At 64.0% G+C, this 26,293-nt stretch carries 23 protein-coding genes; 9 read left to right on the top strand and 14 right to left on the bottom strand.

Features of this window, described 5'->3' with window-relative positions:
• Window positions 1–63: 63 nt before the first annotated feature.
• The 4 genes from AC27VQ_RS04210 to mutS form a co-directional block, all read right to left on the bottom strand.
• Window positions 64–456, bottom strand: coding sequence for a VOC family protein (locus AC27VQ_RS04210; protein ID WP_488715345.1), 393 nt, complete (start codon window positions 454–456; stop codon window positions 64–66).
• The gene (murJ, locus tag AC27VQ_RS04205; RefSeq protein ID WP_488715344.1) at window positions 453–2,042 is read right to left on the bottom strand and encodes a murein biosynthesis integral membrane protein MurJ; all 1,590 of its coding nucleotides are present in this window, start codon (window positions 2,040–2,042) and stop codon (window positions 453–455) included. Before murJ ends, AC27VQ_RS04210 begins: the two co-directional genes overlap by 4 nt.
• Complete coding sequence (locus AC27VQ_RS04200; RefSeq protein WP_488715343.1) at window positions 2,039–4,882, bottom strand: [protein-PII] uridylyltransferase; 2,844 nt, start codon at window positions 4,880–4,882, stop codon at window positions 2,039–2,041. Before AC27VQ_RS04200 ends, murJ begins: the two co-directional genes overlap by 4 nt.
• Before the next feature lie 87 nt (window positions 4,883–4,969).
• Complete coding sequence (mutS, locus tag AC27VQ_RS04195) at window positions 4,970–7,708, bottom strand: DNA mismatch repair protein MutS (protein WP_488715342.1); 2,739 nt, start codon at window positions 7,706–7,708, stop codon at window positions 4,970–4,972.
• A 137-nt stretch (window positions 7,709–7,845) separates the two neighbouring features.
• On the opposite strand from mutS, the gene AC27VQ_RS04190 reads away from it, so the two are divergent.
• Window positions 7,846–10,128 (top strand): NADP-dependent malic enzyme, encoded by a 2,283-nt coding sequence (locus AC27VQ_RS04190; RefSeq protein ID WP_488715341.1) that lies wholly within the window; start codon window positions 7,846–7,848, stop codon window positions 10,126–10,128.
• 139 nt (window positions 10,129–10,267) lie between these two features.
• Here AC27VQ_RS04190 and olsB read toward each other — a convergent pair whose 3' ends face one another.
• From olsB to AC27VQ_RS04165, 5 genes are all read right to left on the bottom strand, one after another.
• Window positions 10,268–11,146, bottom strand: coding sequence for a l-ornithine N(alpha)-acyltransferase (olsB, locus tag AC27VQ_RS04185; RefSeq protein WP_488715340.1), 879 nt, complete (start codon window positions 11,144–11,146; stop codon window positions 10,268–10,270).
• A gap of 84 nt (window positions 11,147–11,230) precedes the next feature.
• The gene (locus AC27VQ_RS04180) at window positions 11,231–13,507 is read right to left on the bottom strand and encodes a hybrid sensor histidine kinase/response regulator (RefSeq protein ID WP_488715339.1); all 2,277 of its coding nucleotides are present in this window, start codon (window positions 13,505–13,507) and stop codon (window positions 11,231–11,233) included.
• A gap of 56 nt (window positions 13,508–13,563) precedes the next feature.
• Complete coding sequence (gene lspA, locus AC27VQ_RS04175; RefSeq protein WP_298100556.1) at window positions 13,564–14,055, bottom strand: signal peptidase II; 492 nt, start codon at window positions 14,053–14,055, stop codon at window positions 13,564–13,566.
• The gene (locus AC27VQ_RS04170) at window positions 14,052–14,906 is read right to left on the bottom strand and encodes a TrmH family RNA methyltransferase (RefSeq protein ID WP_488715338.1); all 855 of its coding nucleotides are present in this window, start codon (window positions 14,904–14,906) and stop codon (window positions 14,052–14,054) included. The genes lspA and AC27VQ_RS04170 overlap by 4 nt, the downstream gene beginning before the upstream one ends.
• Window positions 14,903–15,988 (bottom strand): class I SAM-dependent methyltransferase, encoded by a 1,086-nt coding sequence (locus tag AC27VQ_RS04165; protein ID WP_488715337.1) that lies wholly within the window; start codon window positions 15,986–15,988, stop codon window positions 14,903–14,905. The genes AC27VQ_RS04170 and AC27VQ_RS04165 overlap by 4 nt, the downstream gene beginning before the upstream one ends.
• A gap of 132 nt (window positions 15,989–16,120) precedes the next feature.
• On the opposite strand from AC27VQ_RS04165, the gene AC27VQ_RS04160 reads away from it, so the two are divergent.
• On the top strand, window positions 16,121–16,567 hold the full coding sequence (locus AC27VQ_RS04160; RefSeq protein ID WP_488715336.1) for an SRPBCC family protein: 447 nt from the start codon (window positions 16,121–16,123) through the stop codon (window positions 16,565–16,567).
• Window position 16,568: 1 nt separating this feature from the next.
• On the opposite strand, the gene AC27VQ_RS04155 is transcribed toward AC27VQ_RS04160, so the two are convergent.
• The 3 genes from AC27VQ_RS04155 to sppA are packed head-to-tail and all read right to left on the bottom strand — an operon-like array spanning window position 16,569 to window position 18,211.
• Window positions 16,569–16,907, bottom strand: a complete 339-nt coding sequence (locus AC27VQ_RS04155; RefSeq protein WP_313529832.1) for a DUF1049 domain-containing protein — start codon at window positions 16,905–16,907, stop codon at window positions 16,569–16,571.
• 26 nt (window positions 16,908–16,933) lie between these two features.
• Entirely contained in the window at window positions 16,934–17,251 is a 318-nt protein-coding gene (locus tag AC27VQ_RS04150; protein WP_160858077.1) for an integration host factor subunit beta, read from the bottom strand.
• Window positions 17,252–17,260: 9 nt separating this feature from the next.
• Window positions 17,261–18,211 carry a signal peptide peptidase SppA gene (gene sppA, locus AC27VQ_RS04145; protein ID WP_488715335.1) on the bottom strand — a complete coding sequence of 317 codons (951 nt, stop codon included), beginning with the start codon at window positions 18,209–18,211 and terminating at the stop codon, window positions 17,261–17,263.
• A gap of 221 nt (window positions 18,212–18,432) precedes the next feature.
• Here sppA and lptC point away from each other — a divergent pair, with 221 nt between their 5' ends.
• The 6 genes from lptC (at window position 18,433) to ptsN (ending at window position 23,542) form a co-directional block, all read left to right on the top strand.
• The gene (gene lptC, locus AC27VQ_RS04140) at window positions 18,433–19,101 is read left to right on the top strand and encodes an LPS export ABC transporter periplasmic protein LptC (protein ID WP_313529826.1); all 669 of its coding nucleotides are present in this window, start codon (window positions 18,433–18,435) and stop codon (window positions 19,099–19,101) included.
• A 7-nt stretch (window positions 19,102–19,108) separates the two neighbouring features.
• The gene (locus AC27VQ_RS04135) at window positions 19,109–19,669 is read left to right on the top strand and encodes an LptA/OstA family protein (RefSeq protein WP_488715334.1); all 561 of its coding nucleotides are present in this window, start codon (window positions 19,109–19,111) and stop codon (window positions 19,667–19,669) included.
• A 34-nt stretch (window positions 19,670–19,703) separates the two neighbouring features.
• Window positions 19,704–20,489: an LPS export ABC transporter ATP-binding protein gene (lptB, locus tag AC27VQ_RS04130; protein WP_409530390.1), complete on the top strand. Its 786-nt coding sequence runs from the start codon at window positions 19,704–19,706 to the stop codon at window positions 20,487–20,489.
• Between the two features lie 130 nt (window positions 20,490–20,619).
• The gene (rpoN, locus tag AC27VQ_RS04125; RefSeq protein ID WP_488715333.1) at window positions 20,620–22,179 is read left to right on the top strand and encodes an RNA polymerase factor sigma-54; all 1,560 of its coding nucleotides are present in this window, start codon (window positions 20,620–20,622) and stop codon (window positions 22,177–22,179) included.
• A gap of 250 nt (window positions 22,180–22,429) precedes the next feature.
• Window positions 22,430–23,005 (top strand): ribosome hibernation-promoting factor, HPF/YfiA family, encoded by a 576-nt coding sequence (hpf, locus tag AC27VQ_RS04120; RefSeq protein WP_117367673.1) that lies wholly within the window; start codon window positions 22,430–22,432, stop codon window positions 23,003–23,005.
• A 72-nt stretch (window positions 23,006–23,077) separates the two neighbouring features.
• Window positions 23,078–23,542: a PTS IIA-like nitrogen regulatory protein PtsN gene (gene ptsN / locus AC27VQ_RS04115; RefSeq protein WP_298100574.1), complete on the top strand. Its 465-nt coding sequence runs from the start codon at window positions 23,078–23,080 to the stop codon at window positions 23,540–23,542.
• A gap of 73 nt (window positions 23,543–23,615) precedes the next feature.
• Here the strand turns inward: ptsN and grpE are convergent, their stop codons facing one another.
• Window positions 23,616–24,230 carry a nucleotide exchange factor GrpE gene (gene grpE, locus AC27VQ_RS04110; RefSeq protein ID WP_488715332.1) on the bottom strand — a complete coding sequence of 205 codons (615 nt, stop codon included), beginning with the start codon at window positions 24,228–24,230 and terminating at the stop codon, window positions 23,616–23,618.
• An 82-nt stretch (window positions 24,231–24,312) separates the two neighbouring features.
• A complete protein-coding gene (gene hrcA / locus AC27VQ_RS04105; protein WP_313529814.1) occupies window positions 24,313–25,392 on the bottom strand; it encodes a heat-inducible transcriptional repressor HrcA in 1,080 nt (359 codons plus the stop codon).
• Window positions 25,393–25,567: 175 nt separating this feature from the next.
• Between hrcA and rph the strand changes: the two genes are divergently transcribed.
• A complete protein-coding gene (gene rph / locus AC27VQ_RS04100; protein WP_488715331.1) occupies window positions 25,568–26,287 on the top strand; it encodes a ribonuclease PH in 720 nt (239 codons plus the stop codon).
• Window positions 26,288–26,293 lie beyond the last annotated feature (6 nt).

Below are 26,293 nucleotides of genomic sequence, written 5' to 3'. Positions count from 1 at the left end.
GCCTGCTTTCCTAAAACGATAGGACGCGCTTATGCACGCCGCCGGGGCGGCGATCAAGGGGCCTCAGGCCCGCGGCTCCAGAAGGTCCCAGCGATTGCCGAAGGCGTCTTCGAAGACGGCGACCTTGCCATAGGGCTCGTCGCGCGGCGTTTCGAGAAAACGCACGCCCGCAGCGGCAAAGCTTGCGTGATCGCGGTCGAAATCGTCCGTATGCAGAAAGAACCCGACGCGGCCGCCCATCTGGTTGCCGATCGCCTGCTGTTGTCGTTCGCCATCGGCGACGGCGAGCAGCAGGCCGCTTTCGCCGGCGCCTTTCGGACGCACCACGACCCAGCGCTTGTCGGCGTCCAGCGCGACATCCTCGACGAGATCGAAGCCGAGCTTGCCGCAATAGAAGGCGATGCCCGCATCGTAGTCGGGCACCAGCAGCGAGACGAGGGCGATGCGCTGTCTCATTCGGCCTCCGCCGGCGGCGGCTTGCCGCGGCCGCGCTTCAGGTTGCGCCTGAGCATGCCGAGATCGGCGCCGCCGATCAGGAAGGCGACGGAGAAATAGACCACCATGGCAAAGCCGATCAGCATGCCGAGTGCCGTCAGTTGCTCGAAGAGCGACGATGTCGGCGCCAGACGATGGGCGAGATAGCCGGAGGCATATTCGAGCGAGACGGCCATGACGACCGTGGCGATCAAGAGCCGCGCGACGCGCCAGGCGAGCGCCTTTTCCAGCGGCCAGTGACCACGGCGCACCAATGTCACGAAGAGCAGCAGCGCGGTGATCCAGCCTGAGACGGTTTCGGCGGTCGCAATGCCGCGCTCGTAGAACAGCGGGAAGAGCGAGACAGCAAGGATGCAGTTGATAACAACCGACAGCATGGTGATGCGCATCGGCGTCTTGGTGTCCTCGCGGGCGAAGAAGCCGGGGTTCAGCGCCTTGATCATCACGAAGCCCGGCAGGCCGAGACCGTAGATGGCAAGCGTTCCGGCGACGACGGAGGTGGTTTCCGGGCTGAACGCGCCACGCTCGTAAAGCACGCGCACGATTTCGTCGGAGATGACCCAGAGCGCGCCGGCGGCCGGCAGCGTCAGGAACAGCACGAATTCCATCGAGCGGTTCTGCAGGTTGCCGGCCTCGCGCTCATGGCCGCCCTTCAGCGCCCGCGCCAGTTCCGGCAGGAGCACCACACCGACGGCGATGCCGACGACGCCGAGCGGCAGCTGATAGACGCGGTCGGCATATTGCAGGGCGGAGATCGCGCCGTCCTTGGTGGAGGCGATCATCTGGCCGATCAGCTGGTTGATCTGGGTGATGCCGCCGGTGATCGCCGCCGGGAAGGCGAGCCAGAGCAGGCGCTTGACGTTCGGCGTCATGCGCGGGCGGCGAAAGCCGATCTTCATGCCGGCATGGCGCACACCGGCATAGAGCACCGCCATCTGCAAGAGGCCGGCAACCAGCACGCCCCAGGAGAGATACCAGGCCACCTGAAGCGGCGACGCGCCCTCCCAGAGGCCGTAACCCAGCGCGCCGATCAGCACGACATTGAGGAAGACGGGCGCGACGGCGGCGGCGAAATAGTGGTGCAGCGAGTTCAGCATGCCCGACAGCATCGCCGTCAGCGACATGCACATGAGATAGGGGAACATGACGACGGCGAGTTTCACCGTCACGTCGAACTTTTCCGCATCGTCCACGAAGCCGGGCGCGATGACCCAGGCGACGATGAGCGGCATGAGCAGCTCCATCGCGATGGTCAGCATCAGGAGAACCGAGAACAGGACGCCGAAAACCTCTTCTGAAAAGCGTTTCGCCCCGTCGAGACCACCCGCCTCGATCTCCTTGGCGAAGAGCGGCACGAAGGCGGCGTTGAAGGCGCCCTCGGCAAAGAGACGGCGGAAGAGATTGGGGAAGCGGAAGGCCGCATAGAAGGCATCGGCCATCGGGCCGGTGCCGAGCGCGGCGGCCATCAGCGTCTCGCGCGCGAAGCCGAGCACGCGGCTGCCAAGCGTCGCGCCGCCCACCGTCGCGAATTTTTTCACCAGACTCATTGTTGTGCCTTGACCCTTTTCGGTGTGGCGGGAACCGGCGCGATCATGCCCGACGGCATGCGGTCGCGCAGCTCGTCCGCCTCGTCGGCCATCACGGCCTTCAGCCGGGCGACGATATTGGCCTGCCGGTTGTCGTTGGTGACCTTCTGGCCGACGAGGTCGGTGACGTAGAAGGTATCGATGACCTTCTCGCCGAAGGTGGTGATATGCGCCGAGGCGATGTCGAGCGAGAGATCGGAGAGCACGGCCGTGACCTCGGACAAGAGGCCCGGACGGTCGAGGCACTCGATCTCGATGACGGTGAACTTGTTCGACAGCGTGTTGGAGATCGTCACCGCCGGCGAGACGGTGAAGGTACGGCTGCGCTTGCGGCTTTTGGTGCGCGTCGCGATCACCTCGGGCAGGCGCTTGCGGCCCGACAGCACGTCCTCGATCATCCGCCCGATCGTGCCGCCGCGGCGCGTCTCGTCGGCGTCGTTGAGGAATTCGCGGTTGACGAGGATCGTGTCGAGCGCCCTTCCGTCCGACGTCGTGAAGATTTGCGCATCGACGATGTTGGCGCCGGCTGCCGCACAGGCGCCGGCAATGACCGTCAGCAGGCGCGGATGGTCGGGCGAGAGCACGGTGATTTCGGTGATGGCGTGGAAGGAATGCGTGCGCACCATGGTCGCCAGCGTGTGCCCCGCCTTGTCGGTCTCGCGGATGAAGGCCGCATGGCGCACCTGGTCCTCCAGCGACACCGTCAGCAGGTAGGGATCGTAGTGCAGCTTGGTATAGGTCTTGCGGTCCTTCTGGCTCCAGTCGACCGGCAGCGTATCCGACAGGATCTGTCGCGCCGCCTGGGCGCGCTCCTTGCGCGACAGCTCGGAGAAGCCGCCGGAGATCAGGAGTTCCGTTTCATAATAGAGGGTGCGCAGAAGCTGGCCCTTCCAGCCGTTCCACACGCCGGGACCGACGGCGCGGATGTCGCAGACGGTCAGCACCAAGAGCATCTTCAGCCGCTCCATCGACTGCACCTTCTCGGCGAAATCGACGATGGTCTTGCGGTCGTTGAGGTCGCGGGTCTGAGCGACCATCGACATGGTCAGATGTTCCTCGATCAGCCAGACGACCAGCTCCGTCTGTTTCGGCGTCAGGCCGAAGCGTGGGCAAAGCTTGCGGGCGACCTTGGCGCCGGCCTCCGAATGATCCTCCGGCCGGCCCTTGGCGACATCGTGCAGCAGCACGGCGACGTAGAGCGGAATCTTGTCCTCGATCGAGGGCATCACCTGATAGCTCAGCGGATGCGCCTCTTTCTCGCGGCCCTGGTCGATATTGGCGAGAACGCCGACAGACCGGATCAGGTGCTCGTCAACCGTATAGTGATGATACATGTTGAACTGCATCATCGCGACGATCTTGCCGAATTCCGGGATGAACCTGCCGAGCACCCCGGCCTCGTTCATGCGGCGCAGGAGAAGGGCGGGATCGCGCGGCGAGGTGAGGATCGACAGGAAGAGGCGGTTCGCCTCATCGTTTTCCCGCACCGCGCCGTTGATCAGCCCGAGCGAGCGCGTCACCAGCTTCAGAGCGTCCGGGTGGAATTCCAGGCCGTTGAGATCGGCGATATGGAAGAGCCTGATGATGTTGACCGGATCGCGCTTGAAGACATCGGGATCGGCGATCGTGATGCGGCCGCGATCCTCCAGAAAATCCAGCGTTCCCGCAATCTTGCGCGTGCGACGGGTGAAGCGGCTGATGACGGCGGTGATGCCGGGCGCCTCCTTGGCCTGCTGGTCCTCCAGCGTCGCGCAGAAGATGCGCGTGAGGTCGCCGACATCCTTCGCCACGAGGAAATAGTGCTTCATGAAGCGTTCGACAGCCGAGAGGCCGGGATGCGGCTGGTAGCCGAGGCATTCGGCAATCTCGCGCTGGATGTCGAAGGACAGCCGCTCTTCCGCCTTGCCCGTCAGAAAATGCATGTGGCAGCGCACGGCCCAGAGGAAATCGTCCGCCTTCTGGAAGAGCTTGTATTCCTGCCGCGAGAGCACCCCGAGCTTCACCAGTTCGGCCGGGTCCTTGATGTGGTAGAAATATTTGGCGATCCAGAACAGCGTGTGCAGGTCGCGCAGGCCGCCCTTGCCTTCCTTGACGTTCGGCTCGACGAGGTAACGCGTGTCGCCTGCCTTGCGGTGGCGCTCGTCGCGCTCGGCAAGTTTTGCCGCGATGAATTCCGGGCCGGTGCCGCGCACGATCTCGCGGTCGAAGCGCAGCGCCAGCTCCTCGAACAGCGAGGCCGAACCGCCGATATAGCGCGCTTCGAGGATCGCCGTGCGGATCGTCATATCGCCCTTCGAGAGCGTGATGCATTCTTCCAGATTGCGCGTGGCGTGGCCGACCTTGAAGCCGAGATCCCACAGAATGTAGAGCATGAACTCGATGGCCGGCTCGCTCCAGGCGGCGGGCTTGGCCGGCAGCAGGAAGAGCAGGTCGATATCCGAGCCGGGTGCGAGCGTGCCGCGGCCATAACCGCCGACGGCCGTCACCGTGATGCGGGTCGCAGGCGGCGCTTGGCCGGCGCTGAAGACGTGGTTCAGCGCGAAATCATGCAGCACCGAAATGAGCTGGTCCTGCAGCCAGGAAATGCGCGCGGCGCATTGCAGGCCGCTGCCATCCACGAAGAGCAGTTCGCGGGCGCGTTCGCGACCGGCGGCATTGACCTTCTTGAACTCCGCCAGAAGCGCGCCGCGCATGCGGTCGCGATACTCGGCATTGGTGCTGGCGATGAATTCGCATTTGGCGCGCAGCGCCGGCACGTCGAGAAGGCCGGACTCGGCCGGTGCCAAGAGCTTGTGTTCCATCAGATGCCGGCCTGCTTCCCGTCCAACGCCCGTTCGGTTCGCATGCCTATAGACCCTTTCGGCACGCGAGGACAATGATTCTAGCCGCTACCGATTGCCAAGTTCTTTCTTCAGCGCATAGAGCGCGTCCAACGCCTCGCGTGGCGTCATGTCGTCGGGATTGAGGTCCTTCACGAGCATCTCGACCTTCGACGGGCCGGCATCGCGCTTCGCCTCCTCGCGGCGCACCGCAACCTGGAACAGCGGCAGATCGTCGATGAGCTGGCTTGCCGGGTTCTTGCGGTCGGCATCCTCGAGCTTCGCAAGCACATCCTTCGCCCGCGCCACGACGGAGGCCGGCAGGCCCGCAAGGCGCGCGACCTGAATGCCGTAGGATCGGTCCGCCGCACCGGGGCCGACCTCGTGCAGGAAGATCACGTCGCCATCCCACTCCTTGACGCGCATCGTGGCATTGGAAAGGCGGCCGAGCTTTTCGGACAAAACCGTCAGCTCGTGGAAATGCGTGGCGAAGAGGCCGCGGCAGCGGTTGCCCTCATGCAGATGCTCGACGGAGGCCCAGGCGATGGAGAGACCGTCGAAGGTGGCGGTGCCGCGACCGATCTCGTCGAGGATGACGAGCGAGCGCTCGGTCGCCTGGTTGAGGATCGCCGCCGTCTCGACCATTTCCACCATGAAGGTCGATCGGCCGCGCGCCAGATCGTCGGACGCGCCGACGCGTGAGAAGAGACGGTCGACGATGCCGATATGGGCGCTTTCGGCCGGTACATAGGACCCCATCTGCGCCAGGATGGCGATGAGCGCGTTCTGGCGCAGGAAGGTCGACTTACCGCCCATGTTCGGGCCGGTGAGCAGCCAGATGGCGCCATGTCCCTTGCTGTCCGTCGGCGACAGGTCGCAGGAATTGGCGACGAAGGCGGCGGCGTTCTGGCGGCGCAGCGCCTGTTCGACGACCGGATGGCGGCCGCCGACAATGGCGAACATCGTCGAATTGTCGACCACCGGGCGGCAATAGGCCTGCTCTTCGGCGAGTGCTGCAAGACCGACCGAGACATCGACGACGCCGAGTGCGCGGGCGGCGGCCTTGATGGCTTCCGCCTCGGAAACGACGGCCTCGACCAGGCCATCAAAGGCGGCGAGCTCGATGGCGAGCGCACGGTCGGCGGCATTGGCGATCTTGGTTTCGAGTTCCGACAGCACCGTCGTCGTGAAGCGCATGGCGCCCGCCATGGTCTGGCGGTGGATGAACCGGGCCTTCGCCTCGTCGCCATCCGTGAGCGCCGAGGCATTGCCGGCGGAGACCTCGATGAAATAGCCGAGCACGTTGTTGTGCTTGATCTTCAGCGACTTGACGCCGGTCTCCTCGGCATATTGCAGCTGGAGGCCGGCGATGACTCGGCGGGACTGGTCGCGCAGCGCCCGAACCTCGTCCAGCTCCGCATCCGCCGCCGCGCGGATGAAGCCGCCGTCGCGCTTCAAAAGCGGCAGCTCGTCGGCCAGCATGAAGGACAGGCGGTGCGAGAGATCGATCGGCAGGGCGGCAATGGCCGTGCGGGCAGCGGCAAGTTCGCCATCGAGAGTTTCGACCGCCATCAGCGCCGCAATCTCGGCGGAAGCCGAAAGGCCCTGCAGGATCGCGCCAAGATCGCGCGGGCCGCCGCGGCCGAGCGCGATGCGCGACAAGGCACGCGGCATATCGGGCAGGCGCTTCAGCGCCCGGCGCAGGTCTTCGCTGAAGGAGGGGCGATCGGCCAGCGTCGAAATCGAATCGAGGCGGGCATTGATCGCCTCCGGATCGGTCAGCGGCGACATCAGGCGCTCGGCGAGCAACCGCGCGCCGCCGCTCGTGACGGTGCGGTCGATGGCCTTCAGGAGCGTGCCGCTGCGCTCGCCCGACTGCGTGCGCACCAGTTCGAGATTGGCGCGGGTCGCGGGATCGATGAACAGCGTCGAGGCCGAGCTTTCACGCTCCGGCCGGCCGAGCGGCGGGCGTTCGGCGATCTGGGTTTTCTCGACATAGGCGATAGCCGCGGAAGCCGCCGCGAACTCGGCGCGTGAAAAGCTGCCGAAACCATCAAGCGTCGAGACGCCGAAATAGCGGGCGATGCGGCCTTCCGCCGTCGCGCTGTCGAACAGCACCGACGGCTGGGGCACGGCAACACGTCCCAGCACATCGAGCACGGGGCGGAATTCCGGATCGTAGAACAGCGTATCCGGCACGATCAGCTCGCGCGGCTCGATACGCAGGATATCGGCGAGGAGCTGGCTTTGCGCGGTCTCCGACAGACGGAAGATGCCGGTGGAAATATCGATCCAGGCGAGCGCCATTGAGGGCTCAGCCCCGCCGCGGATGCGCGAGACGGTCATCAGATAGTTGGCATCCGAGGGCGACAGCAGCTTTTCCTCGGTCAGCGTGCCCGGCGTGACCAGACGCACGACATCGCGCCGCACGACCGACTTGGAGCCGCGCTTCTTCGCTTCGGCCGGGTCTTCGACCTGCTCGCAGACGGCGACACGGAAACCGACTGATATCAGCCGCTGGAGATAGTCGTCCGCCGCATGCACCGGCACGCCGCACATGGGAATGTCGAGACCCATATGCTGGCCGCGCTTGGTCAGCGTGATGCCGAGCGCCCGCGACGCGTCCACCGCGTCCTGGAAGAACAGCTCGTAGAAATCCCCCATGCGGTAGAACAGCATGCTGTCGGGATTGGCCGCCTTGATCTCGATATACTGCTCCATCATCGGCGTCGCCGAGGCGCGGCTTTCGTCGCTGGCAAGCTCTGATGTCGAGAGGATATCGTTCGGGCGCACGATCTGATCGTTCACGGAGATTCTGTTTCTTCTAAAACGAGGGGTCTGTTCTTCCCAAAAAAGAGGTGTCACCCTAGCCATGCGGCGATATAGAAAACAACAGCTGTCCGCAGCTATGGGCTTATCGCCCACAAGAGTGTGAAGGGGGGATTATGCCGGGAACCGACAAAACAGATCGCCAGAGGGCAACCGTCACGGACAAGGAAGCGCTGGATTTCCACGCCAACGGCCGTCCCGGCAAGCTCGAGATCACGCCGACCAAGCCGATGGCGACGCAGCGCGACCTGTCGCTCGCCTATTCGCCCGGCGTCGCCGTGCCCGTCAAGGCCATCGCCGAAGACCCGGCAACCGCCTATGACTACACGACGCGCGGCAACATGGTCGCCGTCATCTCGAACGGCACCGCCATTCTCGGTCTCGGCAATCTCGGCGCTCTCGCCTCCAAGCCGGTGATGGAAGGCAAGTCCGTCCTCTTCAAGCGCTTTGCCGACGTCGATTCCATCGACCTGGAAGTCGACACGGAAAATGTCGACGAGTTCATCAACTGCGTGCGCTATCTCGGCCCCTCCTTCGGCGGCATCAACCTCGAGGACATCAAGGCGCCCGACTGTTTCATCATCGAGCAGCGCCTGCGCGAACTGATGGACATCCCGGTCTTCCACGACGACCAGCACGGCACCGCCATCATCGCCGCCGCCGGCCTCATCAACGCGCTGGCACTGACCGGCCGCGATTTCAAGACGACCAAGCTTGTCTGCAATGGCGCGGGCGCCGCCGCTATCGCCTGTATCGAACTCATCAAGTCGATGGGCTTTGCACCCGACAACGTCATTCTCTGCGACACCAAGGGCGTCATCTACCAGGGCCGTGAAGACGGCATGAACCAGTGGAAGTCCGCCCACGCCGTCAAGACCGACCGCCGCTCGCTCGCCGAAGCCATGGTCGGCGCCGATGTCGTGTTCGGCCTCTCCGCCAAGGGCGCCTTCTCCGAAGAGATGATCCGCTCCATGGCGCCGCGCCCGATCATCTTCGCCATGGCCAATCCGGATCCGGAAATCACGCCGGAAGAGGTCGCCCGCATCCGTGACGACGCGATCGTCGCGACCGGCCGCTCGGACTATCCGAACCAGGTCAACAACGTGCTCGGCTTCCCCTACATTTTCCGCGGCGCGCTCGACGTTCGCGCCTCGACCATCAACGACGCGATGAAGATCGCCGCAGCCGAGGCCCTTGCCAAGCTCGCCAAGGAAGACGTGCCCGACGATGTCGCCGCCGCCTATCAGGGCGTGCGTCCACGCTTCGGCGCGCAGTACATCATCCCCGTGCCGTTCGATCCGCGTCTCATCTCGGCCATTCCGGTCGCCGTCGCCAAGGCGGCGATGGAGACGGGCGTCGCGCGCAAGGACATTACCGATCTCGACGCCTATGCCCGCGACCTGCGCGCCCGACGCGACCCGATCGCCTCGACGCTGCAGCAGATCTATGCCCGCGTGCGCCGCCAGCCCAAGCGCGTGGTCTTCGCCGAGGGCGAAGAAGAGCAGATGATGCGCGCCGCCATCTCCTATGTGAACGAGCAGCTCGGCACCGCCATCCTGCTCGGCCGCGAGGAGCATATGCGCGAGACGGCCGAACGCGCCGGCATCGACCTCGATCGTCCCGGCATCGAGCTGGTCAACGCGCGCATTTCCAAGCGCAACAATGTCTATATCGACTATCTCTACGCCCGCCTGCAGCGGAAGGGTTTCCTTTACCGCGATGCTCAGCGCCTGATCCACAACGACCGCAACCACTTCGCGGCCTGCATGGTGGCGCTCGGCGATGCCGACGGCATGGTGACGGGCCTGACGCGCAACTATTCGACTGCACTCGAAGACGTGCGCCGCTGCATCGATGCCAAGCCGGGCCACCGGGTCATCGGCGCGTCGCTGGCGCTCTGCCGCGGCCGTGCCGTTCTGGTCGCCGATACCGCCGTGCACGACATGCCGTCGTCGGAAGAACTGGCCGACATCGCGGAGGAAGCCGCCGGCCTCGCCCGCCGTCTCGGCTATGAGCCGCGCGTCGCGATGCTCGCCTACTCGACCTTCGGCCATCCCTCGGGCGAGCGTTCGGAGCGCGTGCGCGAAGCGGTCAAGATCCTCGACCGCCGCCGCGTCGATTTCGAATATGACGGCGAAATGGCGGCCGATGTGGCGCTCAATCCGCGCATCATGGAGCAGTATCCGTTCTGCCGCCTTTCCGGCCCCGGCAACGTGCTGGTCATGCCGGCCTTCCACTCGGCCTCGATCGCGACCAAGATGCTGCAGGAACTCGGCGGCGCCATGGTCATCGGCCCGCTGCTCGTCGGCCTCGACAAATCCGTGCAGATCGTCTCGATGGGCGCCAAGGACAGCGACATCGTCAACATGGCGACGCTCGCCGCCTACAATTCCGGCTGATCTTTCCGTCTTCCAGCCCAGCGTCTTCAAACCCTGCCGCAGCCGCGGCAGGGTTTGAACGTTTATGGCATATAAAACCGCCCGTCCCCGAGGTCGGGAACGGGCGGCAAATCAGACTGTGCTGACCTTCATAAAATGATTAGCTGGCGAAACGACCCGCGTCCGCCCCGTAGTAGTTGAGGTAGCGGCCGGAGATCTTGCCGATCGGCAGCACGATCAGCACATCCGTCGTGTTGAAACCGTGGTCGACGACGGCGCCCGTGCCGACAGTCGCGCCGAGGCGCAGATAGCCCTTGATGAGCGGCGGCATGGCGGAAAGCGCCTTGCGGGCATCGATACCTTCAGGCGGCACCAGATCCATGGTGCGGAAGAGTTCCGGGCGGGCCGACACGCTCCACTCGTCCTTCGCCTGCACATTGTGGTGCAGGAAGGAGAGCGCCAGCGCATGCTCTTCCGGCACGATGCCGTGGAAGGAGGCGCAGCCGAACATCACGTCAATGCCATGCTTCAGCGCATAGGCCCAGTTGCCCTGCCAGAGCAGCTCGACCGTGCGCTTGGTGCGGTAGGCCGGCAGCACGCAGGAGCGGCCGAGCTCCATGAAGCGCTTTTCCGGATGATGGGCGATCAGCGCATCGACATCGAATTCCGACTGCGAATAGAAGCCGCCGGAAACGGCCGCAACATCCTGGCGCAATAGGCGGTAGGTACCGACGATCTGCTCCTCGGCGTCGCCCTCGATGGAGGTGTCGAGCACCAGCAGGTGATCACAGACCATATCCCAGGCGTCGATGTCGCGCTTGCGGCGCACGGCGTCGGAGGACAGGCGGGCATTCATCTCCTCGGCGAACACGCGGTAGCGCACGGCCTGGGCGGCGTCGATCTCGGAGACCGAGCGGGCGATGCGGGTTTCCAGGTTGCCGATGCGGCCGAGCACGTCCGTTCCCGAACGTCCCGCGACCGGGGCGGCCTTCTGGGCGATCTCCACCGGAGCGATGGTCTGGGCAAGGTCGAGCGTCATGGCATTATACCCGTTGTCAGGAACTTCGTGGGGTTTAACCACGATTCTGCAACAAGATAATGACGCAAGTCCGGCTTGAGAAGATCAGACTGTCACAGAACGGCCGAGACGGGCGATTTCGGCAATCAGCCGCATCGGATCAGCGGGCTTTGCGAGCACGGCTTCAGCGCCGACGGCCAGCAGTTCCTCGGCCAGTCCGGCGCGGCTGTCGGCGGTGAGCACGATCACCGGCAGGCGGGCATTGCCATAGTCGCGCTGCACGATGCGGGCGATCATCTCCTTGCCGTCACCGCCGGGCATACCGAGGTCCGTGACAATGAGATCGGCCGCGAACGGCCCGGCATCGGTGGCGCCGGCAAGGGCGGAGACGAGGGCCGGATAATCCGGGACGTGGCGCACCTGATGACCCGCCCGCTCCAGCACCGAGCGCACCAGCATGGCATTCACCGGATCGTCTTCGGCAAGCAGGATGCGCGCACCGGTTACGGGTGCCGGCGTCGGATCGACCGCAAGCGGCAGGTCCTTCAGGATCGGCCTGTTATCGTTGATCGCATCGCGCACCTCGATGCCCTTCATGCGGCCACGCAGCACCTCGACCAGCGAGCGCTCGCGCAACGGCCGGATCAGCCAGGAATCGTAGCCCTCGCCATTGCCGATGGCGCGGCCGGTCCGCTCCTCCGGATTGACGAGATAGATGCGGCGCGCGCGGCTGTCTTTGATGACGTTGAGGTCGGCGAGCTCGCGGCGGAAGGCGCCGGCAAGCCTGTTGTCGACGATGATGTCGGTCAGCGCCGCCTTGCGGCCGGCAAGACCCTGCAAGAGATCGAAGGCTTCGTCGATGGAACTGGCGAGATGGCAGGTGCCGCCGAGCGCATCGATGGTGCGCACCAATGCCTTGGATGCCGGGCCGGCGGGAGCGAACAGGAAGACGAGGCTGCCCTTCAGCACGCCCTTGCGCGAGACACCGGGCATCTTCTTCGCATCGACGGGCATGCGGATGGTGAAGGTGGAGCCCTTGCCGGGCGTGCTTTCGAGCGTCAGCGCACCGCTGGCCTCGTTGAGGATGCGGGCCGAGATGGCAAGGCCAAGACCGGTGCCGCCGCTGCGCTGGGCCGCACTTCCGGTCTGCTCGAACTCCTCGAAAATACGCGCCTGTTCCTCGGCATTCATGCCGGGGCCGGTATCGGTGACGCGGATGACGACCGCACCGTGCTCCAGCGTGGTTTCCAGCGAAACGCCGCCGGTATGGGTGAATTTCACGGCATTGCCGACGACATTGTAGAGCACTTGGCGCAGGCGGGCCGCATCATAGGTCAGGAGGCCCGGCACATCGGGCGAAACGAACGAGCCGATCTCGATGCCCTTGTCATGGGCGCGGTGCGACAGCATTTCAACGACGCTTTCCAGCATCGGCCGCACCGGTTCTTCCGACGGGCGCAGCTGGAAGCGGCCCGCCTCGATGGTCGAGAAATCCAGCAGGTCGTCGACGAGCTGCACCAGCGCATGGCCGGACTGGCGGATGCCGGCCAGATAGTTCTTCTGCTCGGCCGTCAGGCGGGTCTGGCCGATCAGGTGCGACATGCCGAGAATGCCGGACAGAGGCGTACGGATTTCGTGGCTGACGGTGGCGAGCAGGCGCGACTTGGCGGCACTCGCCTCCTCGGCGCGCTGGCGGGCGCGTTCGCGCTCGCCTTCCGCACGGCGCTCTTCCGTCACATCGCGGGCGATGGAATGCACGACCAGATCGCCGGAGGCGGGATCGCGCACGGTGACGTCGTGCCAGGAATAGATGCGCTTTCCGGCGGGGCCGTTCACATCGACATCATAGCGATGGGCGATCGCCTGCGAGCGGAAGGAAAGACCGATGGCCTCGCAGGTCTTTCCTTCGATATCGGTGAGGCCGGTGAGGTCGGACAGCACGGCATTGGCACGAAGGATACGGCCGTCGAGCGCGCGCATCACGACGATGTCGCCGAGCACGTCATGAATGGCCGAAAGGATTTGCGAGGTCTCGCTGCGCTCCCAGGACTGGTCATGGTCCGTCTCGGCAGCGGCCGGGCGGCGGGTGCGATAAAGGAAAACGGCCCCCGCGATGCCGGAAAGGCCGAGTGCGATGGCAGCGATATAGAAGCCCGTCACCATGCCGGTCGCCAGAACGAGGGCCGCCGAAAGCAGGCCGACGCCGGCAATCACGCTGCGGATCGTCGCGTGGCTTTCCGGCTCCGGACGCGGCACGACGATATCGGCCTCGACGTCGAGGGAGACGGGCGCGTCCTCCGCGGAACGGGCGCGGGTGGAACGGCGCGGCGCTTCGGCAAATTCGGCCTGGAGCCGGTTCTGTAGCTTGACGGGTTCGCTCATAACGATCCGCTTATCACGCGGACCGTTCAAATCGGCTTCAGCAAGTCGTTAAAATCTTAGCGATCCCGGCGGCGCAGCAGAAGCAGCTCGTCGAGGATGACGAGGCCGGCGCCGATGGTGATGAAACTGTCGGCGAGATTGAAAACGGCAAACGACCAGGTCTCGGTGTAGAACAGCACATAGTCGATGACATAGCCGAACAGCGCGCGGTCGATCAGGTTGCCGAAGGCACCGGCGATGATGAAGGCATAGCCCGCATGCGCAAGGCCGCGCTGCTTCGGCGTCTGGCGCCAGAGCCAGATGACGAAGCCGACGACGAAGAGCCGGAGCGTTACGATGAACCAGCCCTCCATGCCCGACAGCATGGAAAAGGCGACGCCGTAATTGTAGGTGCGGTAGAGCGCCAGCATCGGCACGACATGCACCGCCTCCTGGAAGGGCAGCCACATCTCAACGGCAAACTTCACGGCCTGGTCAAGGAGAAGCGCGAGCAGGATGAAGACGACGACCGGCAGCGGCCGCGACATCAGGGGAATGCGGTCGTTCATGCGCGCGCATCCAGCGTCAGCAGATGGCGGCGCGCCTCGAAGAGCATGACGCCCGTGGCGATCGCGAGATTGAGCGAATCCGCTAGCCCCACCTGCGGGATGCGGGCGAGCGCATCGGCCTCGCGGGCGAGCTCTTCCGGCAGGCCGGACTGCTCGTTGCCCATCAGGAGCACGACGGGTTTCTTCTTGTAATCGATGGTGCGGTAATCGACGGCGCCGGCGAGATGGGTCGCGACGACGGAGACGCCCGCGCCCTTCTTCCATGAGAGGAAATCGGCCACGCTGGTCTTCACCAGTGGCACGGCGAAGACCGAGCCCATGGTGGCGCGCACGGTTTCCATCGAGAAGGGATCGGTGCTCTCGCCGACGAGAATGACGCCGCTGGCGCCCGCCGCATCGGCCGTTCGGATGATCGTGCCGAGATTGCCGGGGTCGCGCACGCGGTCGAGCGCCACATAGGTCTCGCCGTTTGTGGGCCTGAGATCGCGCAAGTTCGTCCAGCGCTGCGAAAAAATGCCGACGACCATCTGCGGATTGTCGCGCCGCGTGATCGAGGCGAGCACCTTCTCACTCACTTCCAGCACCAGACCGCCGCGCGCCACCGTCTTCGTCGCGCATTGCACGACCTGCGGCTTGTCATTGACGTTCTTGGCATAGACCAGCGTCCTGATCTCGAAGCCGAGTTCCAGCGCGTCGATGACGAGTTTCAGGCCCTCGGCCATGAAACTCCTCGTCTCGTCGCGGTCCTTCTTGTTGGCGAGCGCCTTGATATCCTTGACGATGGGGTTCGAAAGGCTCGTGACCTCCTTCACCTGACCGACACGGCGGCTCCCATGGTGTTCCTGGCTCATGCGCTGATCCATCGGCTGAAGAGGGAGGTGGAGAGCGCGCGGCCGGCTTCCTTGCCGTCCGTGCCGCTCTCGCGGATGACGAGCTCGCCTGATTCCACCGTGCCGCCGGCGCCGCGCATCGTCTCGCGCATCAATTCGTGGATGGAATAGAAGCTTGCGCGGATCGAATAGGCCGTCAGCACGAGACCGATCGCCTTGGGCGACAGGATCTCGCGGCAGATGTCGAGCATCAGCGGCAGGTGATCAAAGAGATGCCAGACCTCGCCGTTCGGTCCGCGGCCGAATTTCGGCGGGTCGGTGAGGATGATGTCATATTTGCTGCCGCGGCGCTCCTCGCGCTGGATGAATTTCATCGCATCCTCGCAGATCCAGCGGATCGGCAGCTTGTCCATGCGGCCCAAAGTCTGATTTTCGCGCGCCCAGCCGATGGCCTTCTTCGAGGCGTCGACATGGGTAACTTCCGCACCGGCGGAAGCCGCGACGAGCGAGGCGACACCGGTATAGCCGAAGAGGTTCAGCACCTTGACCGGACGGCCCGCCGTCTCGACCTTCTCCTTCATCCAGCTCCAGTGGGCGAGCTGTTCGGGGAAGACGCCGACATGGCGGAAGGCGGTGAAGCGGCCGTGGAAATCGACGCCGAGCAGCTGCATCGGCCAGGTCTCGCCAAGGGCGGTCCTGGGAAATTTCCAGCGGCCCATGCCGTCTTCGTCCGTATCGCCGGTGAAGAGTGCATCGGCCTTGTTCCAGATGCCGTCAGGCAGGCTGCGCTGCCAGAGCGCCTGGGCCTCGGGGCGAACGATGCGGTAGGGGCCGTATTGCTCCAGCTTCTCGCCGGCACCGCTGTCGATCAGACGGTACTGGTCGGAGCCGGCAGTCTCCAGGATGACGGGTAGGCGCTCGGCCGGCTTTGCGCCCTCGCGGCGCATCAGCGGACGGGCGGGCGCCTCCGGGGCCGGGCGCTGTTCTTTGTTCGGCGTGGCGGCTTTGGCGGCCGGGGCCTTTTGCGCACGCGCTTTGGCGGGCGCAAAACCCTTCACGGGCGCGGCGGGGCCGCTCTTCGGCCGGCGGGGTCTGTCCTTCACGATGGTCGTCCGTCGTCGGTTGGATGGGGTGCCGGCAGCGCCGGAAAACAAGCGGCTCCCATACCATCCCTCCCCCACTTGGCAAAGCGCTTTCCGATTGCGATAAATTGAACCTCTGAGGGAGGATCGATCATGGATATGACCGGTGAAGAACGTATTGCCGCTCCGCGCGACGCCGTCTGGGCAGCGCTGAACGACCCGGAGATCCTGAAAGCCTGTATTCCCGGCTGTCAGTCGCTCACCATGAAATCGCCGACCGAGCTGGAAGCGACCGTGAAGCTCAAGATCGGCCCTGTTTCGGCCAGCTTCAGCGGCGAAGTGACGCTTTCCAACCTCAACCCGCCCGAGAGCTACACGATTTCAGGCGAGGGCAAGGGCGGCATTGCCGGTTTTGCCAAGGGCGGCGCGGATGTGCGGCTCACCGAAGATGGTGACGGCACGATCCTCGCCTATGACGTGAAGGCGCAGATCGGCGGCAAGCTCGCCCAGCTCGGCTCGCGCCTCATCGATTCCTCGTCGAAGAAACTCGCCACCCAGTTTTTCGCCGATTTTGGCGCGCGGCTGAACGGCGCGCCCTGACCTATTTCGCGGGGAGTACGGCCTGCGAGGCGATCGCCTCGGCGCGGGTGCGGTGCTTTTCGGCCTCCGTGTGCCACTTCATGGCCTCGACCGCCTCGACGCGGGCGCGCTTGCGGTGCTTGCCCTGGGCAAACCAGGTGGCCAGCGAACCGACGACGAGGCCGAAGATTACGGCGAGGAAGAGATAGACGAAGAAGGGCGCGGTCACCGACAGCACGCTGTCTTCCGGCCGGAAGGGATTGAGCGCCAGAGTCACGGCCTGACGGTTCGCCACCGACAGCACGATCAGCACGATGGCGATCGGCAGAAGCACGAGGACGTTGACTATTCTCTTGATCATGGCGTCACCTGTCTGGCGCGAAGCCCTCAGTCGTCCTGGTCTGCCTGACCCGGATTGAGGCGCTCGCGCAGTTCCTTACCGGTCTTGAAGAAGGGAACCCACTTCTCCTCGACGAAGACCGCATCGCCCGTGCGCGGGTTGCGGCCGGAGCGCGATGGGCGGTTCTTGACGGAGAAGGCGCCGAAGCCGCGCAGCTCGACGCGGTTTCCACCCGCCAGCGCATCGGTGATCTCGTCGAGCACCGCGTTGACGATGTTCTCGACATCGCGGTGATAGAGGTGGGGATTGCGCGCGGCGACAATCTGAACCAGTTCCGACTTGATCACTGTATCCCCCTCAAAAATTCTTGTTTTTCAATCATGATCAACCTGCCAAACCGAGACCAGACCGTCAAGAAACAACTTTTCGCCAGTCAGCTTTTCGATCGTCGGTTGAAGATCGAGCGGCAGGCCGAGGATGGAGCGCGCAAATTCGTGAATGCTGCCGGACAGGAAGGGGAAACCGGACCGGCTCGGCGCGTCGTAATCGACGAAGGGAAGGTCGGCGGCTACCTTGCGTCCGTCGAGATAGGCGCGGATCGCCTCCGGCCCGCCGAGCGTGTCGACCAGCTTGTTCTTCAGCGCCTGCCGGCCGGTGAAGATGCTGCCGTCAGCCAGCCGCACCACCTCTGCGCGCGGCAGCTTGCGGCGTTCGGCGACGAGATCGACGAACCAGTCGTAGCTGTCCATCACCATGGCGCGGATCATCGCCTTGGCATCCTCGCTTGCGGGATGGAAGGGCGAGGGCTCGGCCTTCAGCGGCGCGGACTTGATCTCTTCGAGGGACACCCCGATCTTGTCCATCAGGTCCTTCATCTGCGGATACTGGAAGAGCACGCCGATCGAACCGGTGATCGAGCTTTCACCGGCAATGATCGTGTCGCCGGCCGTCGCGATCATGTAGCCGGCCGAAGCGGCGAGCGTGCGCACATCGGAGACGACAGGCTTCTTTTCCGCCACCTTGCGCAGCGCCTTGTAGATGACCTCGCCGCCATAGGTCGTGCCGCCGGGCGAGGAGATCGTCACGACGAGCGCCTTCACGCGGTCGTTCCTGGCGATGCCGTCGAGCCGTTCGAGAAGCTCGGCATCGTCCTGGATGATGCCGGAAATCTTGACGCGGGCGATGTGATCGACCGCGCCCGTATCTTTCCGGCCCCAGCTTGCGGCAATGAAGATGCCGGCAAGCGCTATGACAACAGCCGCGATGCGCCAGAAGGTCAGCTTTCGGCGCAATTGCCTGCGGTCGGCGATGGTGGCGTGATCCATTCCCTGTCCTCAATATGCTGGCTTGATGTCAGCTGGGCCGCGAAACGTGGCTTGCCGAAAGCCCTATCGATATGGCATTCCCGGCGCAAATGGCAATTCGTCGCTGAAGTTTCTTGCACATCCATTGTTTGTTCAGGAATAATCGCCATATGGGCCCCGTTATGCATTGGGCCCGTCGCTTCCGCGAGTGAAGGCCGGACGGCTCGAACCAAGCAGGCAGAATGCTCAACAGCGTGGCAGAGGCACCGACAGGTGCACCGGGCATGAATGTTTCCGCCGAGGCGTATCGTCTCGCCAAGCGGCATTCTTCGCGCGTGCGCTTGCTGAAGGTGGCCCTGCCGGTCGCAGCCCTCGTCATCGGCGCCATCTTCGTCGCCGTCTCGATCGTGCGCACTTGGATTCCCGCCGACCTGCAAGTCGAAAGCGCCTCCATCGAGGACGGCAAGATCGTCATGCTCAATCCGGCCATCTCGGGCCGCAACGATGCGGGCATCAGCTATTCCATGAAGGCCGAACGGGCGCTGCAGGACATGAAGCAGCCCGACGTCATCACGCTCGAGAACATCAAGGCGAAAATGCCGGTCAACGAGACGACGGTTGCCGAAGTGGTGGCCGCAACCGGCATCTACGACCGCGGCAAAAACCTGCTCGACATGGTCGCGCCCTTCACCATCAATCTCAACACCGGTCTCGAAGCCGCCTTCCGCTCCGCCCATCTCGATATCAACGGCGGCAGCATGCAGACGACCGAGCCGGTTTCCATTCGTTCGCCGGAAGCATCCATTGTTGCGCAGTCGCTGCGAATGACGGATAAAGGCCGGACCGTCGTCTTTGAAGGCAAGGTCGTCGTAGACGTCGATCCCGCCGCCATCCGCAACCGAGAAAAGTAAGAGCGCCATGTTCGCCAGCCTCTCCGCCCCTCTTCGGGCAGCCAGCCTTTTCGTTCTTGCCGCCGGCCTCGCGCTCGTCTCGGTTCCTGCCGGTGCGCAGCAGACCACGAGCCGCATGAAAGGCATGCAGCTTTCGAACGATCAGCCGATCCAGATCCAGAGCGACAAGCTCGAGATTCAGGACCAGCAGAACAAGGCGGAATTCACCGGCAATGTGAAGGTCGTGCAGGGCACGACGACGCTGCAGGCCGGCAAGATGATCGTCTTCTACAAGTCGGGCGGCGGCTCAGTGGCCAGCGGCGATGCGGACATCGAAAAGATCGACGTGTCCGGCAAGGTCTACCTCAAGTCCGGCACGCAGGAAGCGACCGCTGATACCGGCACCTTCAACCTCGTCAACGAGACGCTGCTCCTGAAGGGCGACAAGGTGGTGCTGTCGGAAGGCAAGAACGTCTTCGTCGGCTGCCAGCTTGCCGTGACCATGCGCACCGGCGAGGCCAAGCTCGACGCCTGCGGCGGCCGCGTCATGATCCAGCTCGACCCGAAGTCGCGCAAGACGACGAACTGATAGCCATCCCGTGTCTTTGCCCCTCCTCTCCCGGCTGACGCGCCGCCCGAAAAAGGCCGCGCAGGACGCCCACCACACCGCTGATCTCTCGCGCTACGAGGGAACGCTCATCGCGCGCGGCCTGACCAAGACCTATCGCGACCGCCGCGTCGTCAACGGCGTGTCGCTCGTGGTGCGCCGGGGCGAGGCCGTCGGCCTGCTCGGCCCGAACGGTGCCGGCAAGACGACCTGTTTCTACATGATCACCGGCCTGGTGCCCGTCGACGAGGGCTCGATCGAGATCAACGGAAATGACGTGACGACGATGCCGATGTACCGTCGCGCCCGTCTCGGCGTCGGTTACCTGCCGCAGGAAGCCTCGATCTTCCGCGGCCTGACGGTCGAGGACAACATCCGCGCCGTGCTGGAAGTGCACGACAAGGACAAGGCGCGGCGCGAGCAAAAGCTCGACAGCCTGCTGGCCGAATTCTCGATCTCGCATCTGCGCAAATCCGCCGCCATCGCGCTTTCGGGCGGCGAGCGCCGCCGTCTCGAAATCGCCCGTGCGCTGGCGACAGACCCGACCTTCATGCTGCTCGACGAACCCTTTGCCGGCGTCGATCCGATCTCGGTCGCCGATATCCAGGCGTTGGTGCGCCATCTCACCTCGCGCGGCATCGGCGTGCTGATCACCGACCACAATGTGCGCGAAACGCTCGGCCTGATCGACCGCGCCTATATCATCCATGCCGGCGAAGTGCTGACGCATGGCAGGGCGAACGACATCGTCAGCAATGCCGATGTGCGCCGCCTCTATCTCGGCGACAATTTCAGCCTCTGAGGCCGATCTTCACCATCCGCGCAGCCGGCGCTTGACCAAACCTCTCAAAAAAGCAATTTTTGGGCCAGTTGGATTTCAGCCGCCGGCCGTGATGGTTTTGCGCGGACTTTTCCAGGAGTAGCGCGTCCGCATGGCCCTCGCCGCAAGCCTTTTTCTGCGCCAAAGCCAGTCGCTGGTGATGACACCGCAGCTGATGCAGTCGATTCAGCTGCTCCAGATGACGCATGTCGAGCTTACCCAGTTCATCGAGCAGGAACTCGAGAAAAACCCGCTGCTCGAGATCGCCTCAAGCGAGGACGGCGTGCGCGAGCGCGGCGCCGACGATTATTCCGGCGGCAGCGACGAGCATCCTCATGCCGAAAACCTAGGCAGCGACGAAGGCTTCCAGCCTGATCTCTATGACAGCGCCACGGCGGGAGGCGCCGACAGCGCGCCGGAGGCCTTCGACGGTGGCCTCGACAATGTCTTCCCCGACGATGCCGGCCCGCGCGGTGCGGATGCGCCGGAACTGCTCGGCCAGTGGAAATCCATGCCCGGCGGCGGCGAGGATGGGGAGGCCTACGACCTCGACGACTTCGTGGCGAGCCGCAAGACGCTCGCCGACGTGCTCAACGAGCAGATCCCCTTCGTGCTCCCCGCCCCGATCGACCGGCTGATCGCCCAGCATCTCGTCGACCAGCTCGACGAGGCCGGCTACCTCCAGGGCAGCACCGCCGAGACGGCGCTGAGGCTCGGCAAGCCCGTCACCGAGATCGAGCGCGTGCTGGCCCGCCTGCAGGAACTCGACCCGCCCGGCGTCTTCGCCCGCTCGCTCAGCGAATGCCTGGCCATCCAGCTCAAGGCGCGCGACCGGCTGGACCCGGCCATGGCCATGCTCATCGACAATCTCGAACTGCTCGCCCGGCGCGATTTCGCCACACTGAAGAAGCTCTGCGGCGTCGGCGAGGAGGATCTGCTCGATATGCTCGCGGAAATCCGCAAGCTCGACCCCAAGCCCGGCACGCGCTACGAGACGAGCGCTTCGGAAGCTGTGACGCCCGACATCGTGGTACGCGCGGCGCCCGACGGCAGCTGGCAGGTGGAGCTCAATCCCGACACGCTGCCGCGCGTCCTGGTCAATCGCGACTACCATGCCAGCGTCTCGCGCCACACGGGCCGCAACAGCCAGGATTACACATTCCTCAACGAATGCCTGCAAACAGCCAACTGGCTGACGCGCAGCCTCGACCAGCGCGCCCGCACCATCATGAAGGTGGCGAGCGAGATCGTGCGCCAGCAGGATGCTTTCCTGATGCATGGCGTCGATCACCTGCGGCCGCTGAACCTGAAAACGGTCGCTGAGGCGATCAAGATGCATGAATCGACGGTGAGCCGCGTCACCTCGAACAAATACATGCTGACGCCGCGCGGCCTGTTCGAACTCAAATATTTTTTCACCGTCTCGATCGGCTCGGCGGAGGGGGGTGATTCTCATTCCGCCGAGAGTGTGCGCCACCGCATCCGCACAATGATCACGCAGGAATTACCGGACGCCGTCCTTTCAGACGACGACATCGTCGATATCCTTCGCAAGGGCGGTGTGGAGCTTGCCCGCCGCACGGTCGCAAAATATCGCGAGGCGATGAACATTCCCTCCTCCGTGCAGCGCCGGCGGGAAAAGCGGGCGCTCGCCAGGGCCGCCGCCTCCTGACGAAAACGCTGGAAAACCGGCACTTCCGGTTGACGGACGTTAACAATGGCTGAATCCGCCAATTGACTTCGCAAACGGGAAGGGCTAATGCGCGCCCCAATTCCGAAGGGAAGAAATACCGGACTTCCAAACATATCCCCGGTTTTCTCTAGCGTGCGGTGCAGCAAACAGCGCATGCGTGAAAAGCTTGGAACACAGATGAGGTTGGAATAGACTGGTGCGCGCAAATCATGAAAGAGAGGTAGCCTCCATGAGTGTGCGTGTGTCCGGTAAACATATGGAAATCGGTGACAGCTTCCGCCAACGCATTGAAGAGCAGGTGGAAGAGGCCGTAACCAAATATTTTGACGGAGGATATTCGAGCCAGGTCACCGTGGAAAAAGCGGGATCGCGGTATAGTGCCGACTGCAAGGTCCATCTCGATACAGGGATGGCGTTGCAAGCCAATGGCGAAGCAAACGATCCCCTCGTGGCCTTTCAATCGGCCTCGGAACGGATCGAGAAGCGCCTGCGTCGGTACAAGCGCAAACTCAAGGCCCACCACAATGGCAACGGTCACGACGCCTTTGCAGAAGTGGCCTACACGGTGATGGATTCGGTCCCCGACGAAGACGACGAGCTTCCCGAGGACTATGCACCGACCATCGTTGCGGAAAGCACGAAGAAACTGCGGACCATGTCCGTCGCAGGCGCCGTCATGGCGCTCGACATGACGGACGATCCGGTTCTTCTGTTCCGCAGCGCCGGGTCGGAGCAGCTCAATATCGTCTACCGACGCAACGACGGCAATATTGGCTGGATTGATGCAGCCAATATCAAAAGCTGAGTGATGGAAGCGTGGTGCCGGGACGGGCACCACGCTTCTTCAACCCTTCACCCAGCGCACGAGGACAAAAGCATGGCATTGGCAGGTCTACTGCAGCAGAGTGCGATTATTCCGGCGATGAAGGCCAATTCCAAGAAGCAGCTGCTTCAGGAGCTGGCGGTAAAAGCGGCAAAGATCACCGGGATTCCGGAACGCGAGATCTTCGACGTCATCCTTCAGCGCGAGCGGCTCGGTTCGACCGGCGTGGGCAATGGCATCGCCATCCCGCACGGCAAGCTGAAAGAGCTTTCGCAGATCACCGGCCTCTTCGCGAGGCTTGAAACCCCCGTGGACTTCGAGGCCCTGGACGACCAGCCGGTCGACCTCGTCTTCCTGCTGCTTGCGCCCGAGGGTGCTGGCGCCGACCACCTGAAGGCCCTTTCGCGCATCGCCCGCGTGCTGCGCGATCCGGCCATGGTAGCAAAGCTGCGCGCTTCCGACAGCGAAAGCGCGATCTATGCCTGCCTCAGTGAAGAACACGCGTCGAACGCGGCCTGAGGCTTTCGAATTCGCATGAAAAAACCGGCGGTTTTGCGACCGCCGGTTTTTCTGTGTTCGTAAAAGCCTTCGATCAGGCCTGGGTGGCGCCCGCCTCGCCGGCCGCTGCCTTCGGGCCGCCCTTGGCGACGCCGACCATCGCCGGGCGCAGCACGCGCTCGCCGATGACATAGCCGTCCTGTACGACCTGAACCACGGTGTTGTTGGGAACCTCGGCGTTCGGCACTTCGAACATCGCCTGGTGGAAATTCGGGTCGAATTTCTCACCGATGGGCTCGAGCTTGCGTACGCCGTGGCGTTCGAGGGCCGCGAGCATCGAGCGCTCGGTCATCTCGACGCCCTCGGCCAACGTCTTGACGCTCTCGTCGTTTGCCAGCGCGTCGGCCGGGATCGCATCGAGCGCGCGGCGCAGGTTGTCAGAGACGGCCAGCATGTCGCGGGCGAAACCGGCAACGGAATAGGATTTTGCATCCTTCACGTCGCGCTCGGTGCGGCGGCGCAGGTTGTCCATCTCGGCGGCAAGGCGCAGGTACCTGTCGCGCAGGTCCGAATTTTCCGCGCGCAGCACGTCGAGCGGATCCGGCTCGGACGGGGTGTCGGCCTCGACGGCGGCGTCTGCCGCTGCATCCGCAGCCAGACTGATATCCACCACGTCGTCAGGTCCGTGTTTCTTGCTCTCGTCGGTCATGACGTACTCCGAATTGCATGTGTCCTGAGGTTGGGCCCGATATCGAGCTTTGAGCCCGAAAAATCAAGGGTGGATGGGCAATTCAACGCGAAAGCCGCGACATCAGCTGCGCCGTATAGTCCACCATCGGCACGATCCGCGAATAGTTGAGCCTCGTGGGGCCGATGACGCCGACGGCACCGACGATCTTCTCGTCGCTGTCGCGATAGGGTGCGACGATGAGCGAGGAGCCGGACAGCGAGAACAGCTTGTTCTCCGAGCCGATGAAGATGCGCACGCCCGGCCCGGTTTCCGCAAGGTTCAGGAGCTCGATCAGGCCGTCCTTGCGTTCAAGATCGTCGAACAGCATACGCAGGCGGTCGATATCGTCGGCGCCCGCAAGGCCTTCGAGCAGGTTCGCCCGGCCGCGCACGATGAGCCGCGTCGGCTTGCCCGCCTCGAAGCCGCCGGACCAGACGGCAAGTCCACGCTCGACGAGATCCTGCGACAGCTTGTCCAGCTCGCCGCTGATCTCGCCGCGCAGGCGCTCCAGCTGCGAGCGCGCCTCGACCAGCGTGTTGCCGGCAAGATGGGCATTGAGGAAATTCGCGGCCTCTGTGAGCTGCGAGCCCGTCACGCCGGCCGGCAGCTCGATGATACGGTTTTCCACCTGGTCGTGATCGCCGACGAGCACGACCAGCGCTTTGGTCGGCTCCAGCCGGATGAACTCGACATGTTTCAAGACCGCGTCGTTCTTCGTGGTGATGACGAGGCCGGCGCCACGCGACATGCCTGATAGCGCCTGGCTCGCCTCGTTCATCATGGTCTCGACGGCCGTATGCTTCTGGCCGTGCGGACGCACATGCCGCTCGATCGAGGCGCGGTCCTCCGCCGAGATGTTGCCGATCTGCATGAAGGCATCGACGAAGAAGCGGAGCCCCAGCTGCGTCGGCAGGCGGCCGGCGCTGATATGCGGCGAATAGATGAGGCCCAACTCCTCCAGATCGCTCATCACATTGCGCACGGAGGCAGGCGACAGCGACATGGGCAGGATGCGCGACAGGTTACGCGAGCCGAGCGGCTCGCCGCTTTCCAGATAGCTTTCCACGATACGACGGAAGATTTCGCCCGACCGCTCGTCGAGCGCCGACTGAATGTCCGGACCGGGGGATCGCAAAACCATCTTTCGCCAACAACCTTGTTACTCAGGGGAATATAGTGATTTAGGCGATCATCGCAAAACGGATTTTCGCGGCGCAGCATCGCCAAGAAATCGCCTGGCTTTCCGCCGCGCCATTCCCTCATCCGGCGAACTGGTCTAAAGCACCTTCCAATATATCATGAGACAGGAGTTCGTCATGCGGCCGTCCGGCAGAAAAACCGATCAGATGCGCAAGGTTTCCTTCGAGCGCAACGTTTCCAAACATGCCGAGGGATCCTGTCTCGTCAAGTTCGGCGATACGCATGTGCTGGTCACGGCAAGCCTGGAAGACAAGACGCCGCCGTGGCTGCGCAACAGCGGCAAGGGCTGGGTGACGGCCGAATACGGCATGCTGCCGCGCGCCACCGGCGACCGCATGAGGCGCGAAGCCGCCACCGGCAAGCAGGGCGGTCGCACGCAGGAAATTCAGCGCCTGATCGGCCGGTCGCTCCGCGCCATCGTCGATCTCGAAGCACTCGGCGAACGCCAGATCACCATCGACTGCGACGTCATCCAGGCCGATGGCGGAACCCGCACGGCCTCGATCACCGGCGCCTTCATCGCCCTGCACGACTGCCTGAAGTGGATGGAAGCGCGCAACATGATCAAGACCGAAAAGGTCCTGAAGGATCATGTCGCCGCGATCTCTTGCGGCATCTTCGCCAGCCAGTCGGTGATCGACCTCGACTATCTCGAGGATTCTGCCGCCGAGACCGACGCCAATTTCGTCATGACCGGCTCGGGCGGCATCGTCGAAATCCAGGGCACCGCCGAAGGCAAGCCGTTCTCCGAGGAGGAATTCTCCAGCCTGATGACGCTTGCCCGCAACGGCATTGCCGAACTCGTCACCCTGCAGAAGCAGGCGATCGCCGGATAAGGCCCG

It is taken from the genome of Shinella sp. 20P9.1.1, assembly GCF_057798995.1.
Note: the sequence above shows the minus strand (reverse complement) of the source record. Positions and strands in the feature narration are given on the sequence as shown.

Coding starts and splice junctions, on each gene's coding strand:
- AC27VQ_RS04210 (WP_488715345.1), bottom strand. CDS start 456: ATGAGACAGCGCATCGCCCTCGTCTCGCTGCTGGTGCCCGACTACGAT.
- murJ (WP_488715344.1), bottom strand. CDS start 2,042: ATGAGTCTGGTGAAAAAATTCGCGACGGTGGGCGGCGCGACGCTTGGC.
- AC27VQ_RS04200 (WP_488715343.1), bottom strand. CDS start 4,882: ATGGAACACAAGCTCTTGGCACCGGCCGAGTCCGGCCTTCTCGACGTG.
- AC27VQ_RS04190 (WP_488715341.1), top strand. CDS start 7,846: ATGCCGGGAACCGACAAAACAGATCGCCAGAGGGCAACCGTCACGGAC.
- olsB (WP_488715340.1), bottom strand. CDS start 11,146: ATGACGCTCGACCTTGCCCAGACCATCGCTCCGGTGGAGATCGCCCAG.
- AC27VQ_RS04180 (WP_488715339.1), bottom strand. CDS start 13,507: ATGAGCGAACCCGTCAAGCTACAGAACCGGCTCCAGGCCGAATTTGCC.
- lspA (WP_298100556.1), bottom strand. CDS start 14,055: ATGAACGACCGCATTCCCCTGATGTCGCGGCCGCTGCCGGTCGTCGTC.
- AC27VQ_RS04170 (WP_488715338.1), bottom strand. CDS start 14,906: ATGAGCCAGGAACACCATGGGAGCCGCCGTGTCGGTCAGGTGAAGGAG.
- AC27VQ_RS04160 (WP_488715336.1), top strand. CDS start 16,121: ATGGATATGACCGGTGAAGAACGTATTGCCGCTCCGCGCGACGCCGTC.
- AC27VQ_RS04155 (WP_313529832.1), bottom strand. CDS start 16,907: ATGATCAAGAGAATAGTCAACGTCCTCGTGCTTCTGCCGATCGCCATC.
- sppA (WP_488715335.1), bottom strand. CDS start 18,211: ATGGATCACGCCACCATCGCCGACCGCAGGCAATTGCGCCGAAAGCTG.
- lptC (WP_313529826.1), top strand. CDS start 18,433: ATGCTCAACAGCGTGGCAGAGGCACCGACAGGTGCACCGGGCATGAAT.
- AC27VQ_RS04135 (WP_488715334.1), top strand. CDS start 19,109: ATGTTCGCCAGCCTCTCCGCCCCTCTTCGGGCAGCCAGCCTTTTCGTT.
- rpoN (WP_488715333.1), top strand. CDS start 20,620: ATGGCCCTCGCCGCAAGCCTTTTTCTGCGCCAAAGCCAGTCGCTGGTG.
- hpf (WP_117367673.1), top strand. CDS start 22,430: ATGAGTGTGCGTGTGTCCGGTAAACATATGGAAATCGGTGACAGCTTC.
- ptsN (WP_298100574.1), top strand. CDS start 23,078: ATGGCATTGGCAGGTCTACTGCAGCAGAGTGCGATTATTCCGGCGATG.
- grpE (WP_488715332.1), bottom strand. CDS start 24,230: ATGACCGACGAGAGCAAGAAACACGGACCTGACGACGTGGTGGATATC.
- hrcA (WP_313529814.1), bottom strand. CDS start 25,392: ATGGTTTTGCGATCCCCCGGTCCGGACATTCAGTCGGCGCTCGACGAG.
- rph (WP_488715331.1), top strand. CDS start 25,568: ATGCGGCCGTCCGGCAGAAAAACCGATCAGATGCGCAAGGTTTCCTTC.